This is a genomic window from Sphingopyxis sp. SCN 67-31 (assembly GCF_001725095.1).
In genome coordinates, this window is the sequence record NZ_MEFH01000216.1 from 1 (window position 1) to 8791 (window position 8791).

General features: G+C 65.8%; 9 protein-coding genes. 4 read left to right on the top strand and 5 right to left on the bottom strand.

Going from position 1 to position 8791, the window contains the following annotated elements:
- Positions 1-377 precede the first annotated feature (377 nt).
- The gene (locus ABS88_RS24380; RefSeq protein ID WP_286750858.1) at positions 378-965 is read right to left on the bottom strand and encodes a PAS domain-containing protein; all 588 of its coding nucleotides are present in this window, start codon (positions 963-965) and stop codon (positions 378-380) included.
- A gap of 201 nt (positions 966-1166) precedes the next feature.
- Here ABS88_RS24380 and ABS88_RS24385 point away from each other — a divergent pair, with 201 nt between their 5' ends.
- The 3 genes from ABS88_RS24385 to ABS88_RS24395 all read left to right on the top strand — a co-directional run bounded on the left by ABS88_RS24385 (position 1167) and on the right by ABS88_RS24395 (position 5302).
- Positions 1167-2111, top strand: coding sequence for an NAD(P)/FAD-dependent oxidoreductase (locus ABS88_RS24385; RefSeq protein ID WP_286750852.1), 945 nt, complete (start codon positions 1167-1169; stop codon positions 2109-2111).
- A complete protein-coding gene (locus tag ABS88_RS24390) occupies positions 2108-3670 on the top strand; it encodes a phytoene desaturase (protein ID WP_082797045.1) in 1563 nt (520 codons plus the stop codon). Before ABS88_RS24385 ends, ABS88_RS24390 begins: the two co-directional genes overlap by 4 nt.
- Positions 3671-3928: 258 nt before the next feature.
- Positions 3929-5302 carry a cryptochrome/photolyase family protein gene (locus ABS88_RS24395; RefSeq protein ID WP_286750853.1) on the top strand — a complete coding sequence of 458 codons (1374 nt, stop codon included), beginning with the start codon at positions 3929-3931 and terminating at the stop codon, positions 5300-5302.
- 18 nt (positions 5303-5320) lie between these two features.
- On the opposite strand, the gene ABS88_RS24400 is transcribed toward ABS88_RS24395, so the two are convergent.
- Together ABS88_RS24400 and ABS88_RS24405 are read right to left on the bottom strand one after the other, a co-directional pair.
- A complete protein-coding gene (locus ABS88_RS24400; RefSeq protein ID WP_082797044.1) occupies positions 5321-5635 on the bottom strand; it encodes a putative quinol monooxygenase in 315 nt (104 codons plus the stop codon).
- 20 nt (positions 5636-5655) lie between these two features.
- Positions 5656-6078: a nuclear transport factor 2 family protein gene (locus ABS88_RS24405; protein WP_286750854.1), complete on the bottom strand. Its 423-nt coding sequence runs from the start codon at positions 6076-6078 to the stop codon at positions 5656-5658.
- 218 nt (positions 6079-6296) lie between these two features.
- Here ABS88_RS24405 and ABS88_RS24410 point away from each other — a divergent pair, with 218 nt between their 5' ends.
- On the top strand, positions 6297-6851 hold the full coding sequence (locus ABS88_RS24410) for a fasciclin domain-containing protein (protein ID WP_286750855.1): 555 nt from the start codon (positions 6297-6299) through the stop codon (positions 6849-6851).
- Positions 6852-6911: 60 nt separating this feature from the next.
- Here the strand turns inward: ABS88_RS24410 and hemH are convergent, their stop codons facing one another.
- Together hemH and ABS88_RS24420 are read right to left on the bottom strand one after the other, a co-directional pair.
- Positions 6912-7970 (bottom strand): ferrochelatase, encoded by a 1059-nt coding sequence (gene hemH / locus ABS88_RS24415; RefSeq protein ID WP_286750856.1) that lies wholly within the window; start codon positions 7968-7970, stop codon positions 6912-6914.
- A gap of 382 nt (positions 7971-8352) precedes the next feature.
- Positions 8353-8791, bottom strand: a 439-nt coding sequence (locus ABS88_RS24420) for an integrase core domain-containing protein (RefSeq protein ID WP_286750857.1), incomplete at its 5' end; no start/stop codon positions are given.

Consider the following 8791-nt stretch of genomic DNA (forward strand, 5'->3'; position numbering starts at 1 on the left):
AACCGAGCTCGTCGAGCACGAGCAGGTCGAGCCGCGACAGCTGCGCCGCCAGGGTCCCGCCTTTGCCGATCCGGGTCTCCTCTTCGAGGCGTGTCACCAAGCGTGTCGTCATCCAGTATATCCGTCGTCAGCCGTTTCACACTGGGATCGTTCGACGCCTCGGGCCGCCTGCTTCCTGCATAGACGCGGTCAAATCGACCCGATACGACAAGTTGATCGACAAGCGCGGCGCCGATGCCGCCACCGCTTCCAATCACCAATGCGCGCTTACCGCTCAAATGCTGCCCTTCCCGGCTATGAAATTGCTTCGGCTATCGGATGCTTAATCGGCGGCGGCGCGATCTCCCATATGCCTCAAAGGGAAGGTAGATCGGTGCCTAGAAGCCGGCCTCGACCGCGAGCCGGATCGCATCGGCCGTCGTTTCGACGCCGAGCGCGCGCAGCAGCGCAGCGCGGTGCATCTTGATCGTGCGCTCCGACAGCGACAGCGTGAACGCGATCTGCTTGTTGAGCTGGCCGCTCGCCATCAGCTTCAGCACCTCGCGCTGCCGCGGCGAGAGCGCCTCGATCTGCGCCCGCGCCCGCGCGCTCCGTCCTCCCACCGCCTCGCCCGCCTCGTCGATCTCGATTTGCGAGCCGAGAAAATACTCAAGAGTTCCGTCGGGGCCGAAAATCGGCGCTACCAGCACGGCATTGCGAAACGGCGTTCCGTCTTTCCGGTAGTTGAGGATCTCCACGAGAGCCGGCCTCCGCTCCCGGATGGCGATCCTTAAAGTTTCGGTCAGTTCGGCTTCGGTAGCGGGGCCGGCGAGGAAGCGGCAATTGCGCCCGACGATTTCCTCCGGTCCATAGCCGGTGAGCGCCGAAAAAGCCGCATTGCACTCGACGATCGGGTTATCGGGGAGGCGCGGATCGCTGATCACCGCGGCGATCGGGCTAGCCGCGATCATTGTCTTCAATGACATAATATCCGCCCGCTCACCCCTGGATGCCCAAGGGACATGTTGCGACACTTCCCCTTGCTCATGCAAGCCTGCGCCGATGACAAATGCGACGAACCGGAAAAAATTGCGCATGACGCCCCGCATGTCGACGGCACGGGCAGGCTCACCGGCGGCGGCTGGCCATCGTGCGTGCCATCGCGGCGACCGCGAGACCAAGGTCTGATGCGGGTCGCGATCATTGGAGCCGGCATTGCCGGGCTCGCCTGTGCGCGGCGGCTGCGCGATGCCGGGCTGGAGGCAACGCTTTTCGACAAATCCCGCGGCATCGGCGGCCGCCTCGCGACCCGCCGCGCGGAGCCGGGCGATCCCGGGGTCGCATTCGATCATGGCGCAACGCATTTCACGGCGCGCTCCGAAGGTTTTACGAGGCTGGTCGCCGCGTGGGAGAAGGCGGGTCTCGCGGCGCGCTGGCCAGTCGCGGGCGCGGACAGCTGGGTCGGCACGCCGACCATGACCGCGCCGCTCAAAACCCTCGCGGACGATCTCGATGTCCGCCTGTCACGACCGGTCACGGCCCTGACCAGATCCCGCACCGGCTGGACGCTCCACAGCGAAGCCAGGCGGCTCGGCAAATTCGATACGGCGGTGATCGCCATTCCGGCCGAGCAGGCCGCCCCGCTTCTGTCGCTCCATGATTTCGAGATGGCGCGCGCGGCCATGGCGGTGCGCTATAATCCTTGCTGGACCGCGATGTTCGCCTTCGAGGAACGGATCGAGGAGCTCCCCGATTTCCTTCGCGGCGCGGGCTCACTCGTGACCGCGGCACGCGACAGCGCCAAGCCCGGACGCGCGCCGGGCGAACGGTGGGTGGTGCAAGCCGACTGGACCTGGTCGGAAGCGCATCTGGCCAGCGAAAGCGCGAGCGTCGCACGTCTGCTGCTTGCCGAACTCGGAAAGGTCGCCGGCCGCGAATTGCCCGCCCCAAGCCATATCGCGGCCCATCGTTGGCTATTCTCTCAGCCATCGGGACAGGATCCGAAGCTGCTGTGGAACCCTGCCATCGGCCTCGGCGCCTGCGGCGACTGGCTCTACCATGGCTTTGCCGAATATGCCTGGCTGTCGGGCCATGTTCTCGGCGCCGCGATCGCAGCGGAGGCGCCGCGATGACGCGCGCAATCGTGATCGGAGCGGGCATCGGCGGCCTTGCGCTCGCCATCCGCCTCCAGTCGGCGGGCCTCGATACGCTGCTCGTCGAAGCGCGCGACCGACCGGGCGGCCGTGCCTATGTCTTCGAGAAGGATGGTTTCACCTTCGACGCCGGGCCGACGGTCATCACCGACCCGGCCTGTCTTGACGAGCTCTGGGCGCTGAGCGGTCAGCGGCTCGAGCGCGATGTCGACCTCGTCCCGGTCTCGCCCTTTTACCGGCTGAGCTGGCCCGACGGATCGATCTTCGACTATGGCAATGACAAGGAGGCGCTCGCCCGCCAGATCGCCGCGCTCTATCCCGCCGATGTCGCGGGATATGAGCGGTTTCTCGGCTTTTCCGCGTCGGTTTACGAGGAAGGCTATGTGAAGCTCGGCGCGGTCCCCTTTCTCGACTTCCGCTCGATGCTGAAGGCGGCGCCGGCGCTTGTGCGGCACCGGGCCTGGCGCTCGGTCTATCAAACCGTCGCAGGCTATGTGCGGAGCGAAAAGCTGCGCGAGGCGCTGTCCTTTCACACCCTGCTCGTCGGCGGAAACCCGATGGCGACGAGCAGCATCTATGCGCTCATCCACAAGCTCGAGCAGGATGGCGGCGTCTGGTATGCGCGCGGCGGCACCAACCGGCTCGTCGCCGGCATGGCCACGCTGTTCGAGCGTCTCGGGGGCACGCTGAGGCTCGGCGATCCCGTTGCCCGCATCGAAACCGAAGGGGACCGGGTAACCGGCATCATGACGCGGAGCGGCTTCACAGCGCGCGCCGATCTCGTCGCCTCGAACGCCGACCTCATGCACAGCTACCGCGACCTGCTTGCGCATCCGCGAGGCAAGCGCGAGGCCGGACGCCTCGCGCGCAAGAACTGGTCGCCGAGCCTCTTCGTCCTCCATCTGGGTGTGCGCGGCACCTTCCCCGAGATCCCCCACCATATGATCCTCTTCGGTCCGCGCTATCGCGGGCTTCTCGACGATATCTACCGGAATGGCGGGCTCGCCGAAGATTTTTCGCTCTACCTTCATCATCCGAGCGCAAGCGATCCGGGCGTTGCGCCGGCGGGCCACAGCAGCTTCTATGCGCTTGCGCCGGTTCCGCATCGCGGCCATGCGCCGCTCGACTGGGAGGTCGAAGGCCCCAACCTCGCGAAGCGCATCATCGCCGAGATCGAGCGGCGCCTGATCCCGGACCTTGGCGCGCGGATCGTCACGCAAATCCAGTATGCGCCGCCGGACTTCGAACAGGATCTCGCCGCGCATCTCGGGAGCGCCTTCAGCCTTACGCCAACTCTGCTGCAGAGCGCCTATTTTCGGGGACACAACCGCGACGCGCGCATCGAAAATCTCTATTTTACGGGCGCGGGGACCCATCCCGGCGCAGGCATTCCGGGTGTCGTCGCGAGCGCGAAGGCGACGGCGCGCCTCATTCTCGGCGACATCGGGGTCAGGATGGACGACCGCCGCTACGAGAGCGGGGGACGCCCGAAATTTTCCGGGCTTGATGGCGCCACGGAAGATGCCATGTCAGGCTGAGCGGATCGACATTCCGGTTCTGCCGGCGGCCAGCGCCTTGCGACCTACGCCTGGCCGCGGCGGGGGGCGGTGATTGTTCATCGCCGGGCGGTGCGACACCATCGCACCGCCCAATCCTCCGCATGGACATCCCCGCCAATGCGAGTGCGCACCGTCCGGGCTTCCCGAAAGGTCATCTTTTGCGGAGGGGGGAGCGTGCCCGATGGCAGAACCAGCGACTGCCCGCACCACGGCCCGCCAAAAAGGGAAACCGCCGCCATGCCCCCCGCCATCTTGTGGCTTCGCCAGGACCTCCGCACCACCGACCATCCGGCGCTCCTCGCAGCGATTGCCGAAGGCCCGGTCATTCCGCTCTATATATTGGATGACGAGAGCCCCGAAACGCGCGCCATCGGGGGCGCGCAGCGCTGGTGGCTGCATCACAGTCTCGCTGCACTCGATGCGAGCCTTCGCAAACGCGGCAGCCGCCTCGTCCTGCGCCGCGGCGCTGTCGCCGAAATAGTCGAAAGCGTCGCGGCAGAAGCCGGCAGCACAAGGGTGCACGCGACCCGCTGCTACGAGCCCTGGTGGCGGCACTGCGAGGAAGCGATAGACGCCAGGCTCGAACTGCGACTCCACGACGGCAATTATCTTGCGCCGCCCGAGAGCATCACCAATGCGCAAGGCGCGCGCTACCGCGTCTTCACGCCATGGTATCGCGCGCTGCTGGAGCGCATGCCGCCCGCCCTTCCCCATGCGGCGCCCGACCATATTACGCCGCCTCGGGCCTGGCCGGCGTCGGACAATCTCGCCGATTGGGGCCTGACCCCGATAAGCCCCGACTGGGCCTCGGGATTTGGCGACTGGCGCCCGGGCGAGAAAGGTGCTTGGCGGGCGCTGCGCGACTGGCTGCCGCTTGCCGGCGCCTATAAGGCCCGCCGCGACTATCCCTCGCTCCCCGCGACATCGCGGCTGTCGCCGCATCTTCATTTCGGCGAAATCAGCCCCCGGTCGATCTGGCATGCGCTCGGCGAGCGCGACGATGCTGGCGCCGAGACCTTTCGATCGGAGCTCGGCTGGCGCGAACATGGCATCAATCTCGTCGACCAGATGCCCGATTATGGCGATCGGAACGGGCGCCCCACCTTCGATGATTTCGGCTGGCGGAGCGGCCCCGAAGCCGACCGGGACTTCACCGCCTGGACCCGGGGACGGACCGGCTACCCAATCGTCGACGCGGGTATGCGTCAGCTCTGGAATATGGGATGGATGCACAACCGGGTCCGGATGGTCACCGCCTCCTTCCTCGTCAAACATCTGCTGATCGACTGGCGCCGGGGAGAGCGCTGGTTCTGGGATACGCTGCTCGACGCCGATCTCGCCTCGAACGCGATGAACTGGCAATATGTCGCGGGCACCGGCGTCGACGCGCCAGTCTTCTCGCGCATCATGTCGCCGCTACTCCAGAGCGAACGGTTCGCGATGGGCGACTATGTCCGCGCTTATGTTCCCGAACTTGCGCATCTGTCGGACACCGAGATCGTCGCGGCCCATGGTCAGGATGCGCGGGTACCAAAGTATCCGCCACCGCTTGTCGGTCACGAGGCGGCGCGGGCGCGGGCGCTGGCTGCCTGGGAAGCACTGCGCGGCTAGCGAAGGAAGGTCATGCGGCTAGTCGAAGCCGGCGCTTGCCACGCCTTGGCTGTTGTAAACCGGGCCTTCGCGCGACACCGCGAATTTGCGGCTCGACGACGCGCGCACGCCAAATGCGCCGATATGCCCCAGCATTCCCCTGTACTGCGGCCCGGCCAGATGCGCGGCGAGCGCAGCTTCGCCGTGCCATTCCTCGAACACGTGGATGCGCGTCGCCACATGCGGATCGGCGGTCCAGTCGTAAGCGAGACAGCCTGGCTGTACGAGCGCGCCTTCGATCCAGCCGCGTGCGCCGGCCAGCGCCTCTCCGCGCGCCTCGGGATCGATATCGATGACCGCCTAGATCAGGATCTTCATGCCTGCACCTCGGTTCTTGAAAGCTGCGGCAACGGCCGGAACCGCCGCTCTGCAAACAGCCACCTGCCATCGACCCGGCGGCAGACGTCGTCATAGATGCCGAGGGTCCGGTGAAGCGCGCCGTCTCGCAGGAAGATTTCCTCGGTGTAGGACCGCATGGCCGCCTTTTCTTCACGGACCTCGATCAAACCCGGCCAAGCGCGAAAGACGATGTCGGGAAAGGCGCGCATCGCCGCGCGCCAGGTGTCGACGATTGTCGCCTTGCCCTCGAAAATCCCGAAACCGGGAAGCGACCATAGGCTGCCTTCGTCCCAGATCGCGGCCCAGGCTTCGCTGTCTGCCCGGTTGACCGCGTCGGCATAGGTGTCGAGCAGGTCGCGTAGCGCCAGCCGGTCTTCGAACGATCCCTCGAATGGCATGCCAGCCCCCTTCTCGCCCGGCTGCGTCGATGGTTCAGCCTGCCGCCGGTTTGCCTCCAGCGGCTCGGAAGGAAAACTGCCGATATCGCTAGCGGCGAAGGCCGCCTCTGCCGGACCGGAGAACCCGCCCCAAAGGACAGGTCGCCCCGGCAGGGCGGGGCGCCTAAATTCACGCCTGTCCTATCCCCCCGGGACGAACATTCGAAAAGGAATGACCAATGGCTATTTCCCGTATCTCGCTTTCGCTTGCTACAGCAGCGCTCGCGCTTGCCGGCGGCATCGCGGCCGCCAAGAACCCGATGGTCGGCGGCGCCGCGATGTATGAGACCAAGACCATCGTCGAAAATGCCGCCAATTCCAAAGATCACACGACACTGGTCGCGGCGGTCAAGGCCGCCGGCCTCGCCGAGACGCTCTCGGGCGCCGGCCCGTTCACGGTCTTTGCACCGACCAACGCCGCCTTCGCCAAGCTTCCCGCCGGCACAGTCGATACGCTGCTCAAGCCCGAGAACAAGGCGATGCTGACGGGCATATTGACCTACCATGTCGTGCCGGGCCGCCTGACCGCGACCGATATTGCGGCGCAGGCCAAGGCCAATGGCGGCAAGGCGGTGCTCACGACGGTGCAGGGCGCCAAGCTCGCCGTCTGGGAGAAGGATGGCAGCTGGTATGTGAGCGACGCCAAGGGCGGCACGGCGAAGATTGGCCCCGCCGACGTTCTCCAGTCGAACGGCGTGATCCACGTCATCGACGGCGTGCTGCTTCCCGCCTGATACATCACCGGGGCCGCGCGACGTCTGTTGGCGCAGCGCGGCCCCGCTTATCGAAAGCCCTCAAAGCCAGCCCGAAAGATCGCTCCTGACCAGGGCGGTGAGCATGTCCATCCCGACATCGCTGTCGTTGAGACAGGGTATATAAGCGAAGTGGCGGCCGCCGGCGGCAAGGAACTGCTCGCGGCCGCGGATAGCGATTTCCTCAAGGGTCTCGAGGCAATCGGCGGCGAACCCCGGCGCGATCACAGCCACCGACCGGCCTTCGCGGCCGAGCGCCTCGAGCATCATGTCGGTTGCCGGTGTCAGCCATTTGGCCTTGCCGAAGCGCGACTGAAAGCTCGGCACGACAGTCTTCCCCAGAACCTCGCCCAACCGGCGCGCGGTCTTGAGGCACATGCAATGATAGGGATCGCCGAGATGCAAGGTGCGCTCGGGCATGCCGTGGAAGCTTGCAACGATCGTGTCGGGCACGAAGTCGAGGCCACCGATCGCACGTCCGAGCGACGACGCCAGCGCCTCGAGATGGCGATCGTCATCATGATAGGGTGGAAGGATGCGCAGCGCCGGCTGCCAGCGCAGGCGCGCCATATGCGCCTGGACCGCATCGCTCACGCTCGCGGTCGTCGCGGCGCAATATTGCGGGTATAAAGGCGCGACGAGAATTCGGCGACATCCTGCCGTAAGAAGCGCGTCGATGCCGTCCGCGATCGGGCTGCTGCCATAGCGCATCGCATGCGCAACCACCGCATCACCTCCAAGCGATGCCTGGAGCGCTTTTGCCTGGCGGCGGGTGATCGCCGCGAGCGGCGAGCCCTCCGATGTCCAGATTTCGCGATAGGCCTTGGCGGACTTTCGCGGCCGAACCGCAAGAACGATCCCGCGCAGGATCGGCTGCCAGATCAGCGAGGGCAGTTCGACCACGCGCCGGTCGGAGAGAAATTCCGCGAGATAGCGCCGTACCGCGCGGCTCGTCGGCGCGTCGGGCGTGCCAAGATTGACGAGCAGCACGCCGATCCGGTCGGCCGTCACGGCGGGGTGCGCCGCCGGAAGACGGGCGAGCTCCGCCTCTCCGTAACAGTTCCCGATTTCAGGCGTTGCCAGAGGCCCTTCGACAGTCATTGCAATCTCCGCGGTCAGGATGCCTCGCGGCAACCATGCCGCGCGGCGTCGATCGCATGTCTTCGACTTGCCCTTCGCCGCCAAGCTGCACCAAGGGGCAGACTGGATACCGTTTCCCGCCTCCCGGCAGCCCCCCGGGATGCGGAAACTTCGCTTGCTGCCGCGACCCATCGCCGACATTCCGAGCGGCGCCCACACTCTTGAAACGGTAAAACGGCTTTCCTAACTTTTCCCCGGACGCGGGATTTTCCGTGTCCTCAGGACATAGAGAGCGCCGGCTCTGAGTCCCGGCGCATCTCATGCCCGAATTGCTTCAATCAGGAGGATTTGGAAATGAGAACCGATTTTTGACCGGCCCCCACCGAGTGGTCCGATCGGATTGTTAGTGCATTGACGCCTCCATCGCCAGTGTTGGCCGTAGGTGGAGCGAAGCGGAACCGGAGGGCGACACTGGCGATGGAACGGCCTCGGGCGCCGGTGGTCGATACCCGAGCGAGCTGTGCGGCCGGACGGTGTTGTAATGCCGCCGCCAAGCTTCGATCAGGATTTGGGCCTCGGCAAGCGAGTAGAAGATCTCTCCGTTGAGCAGCTCATCACGCAGCGATCCGTTGAAGCTTTCGCAATAGCCATTCTCCCATGGCGATCCGGGCGTGATGTAGAGCGTCTTCACGCCGATCTGGGCGAGCCATTGCTGCACCGCCGTCGCGATAAACTCCGGACCATAGCACATTGGGAAGCAGCCTTTCGAAGGGCCGCGATGCCTTGATGGAGACAAGGGCGCGTAGCGCCCGCCGGCTTCATCAAGGCAGTCATGACCAGCC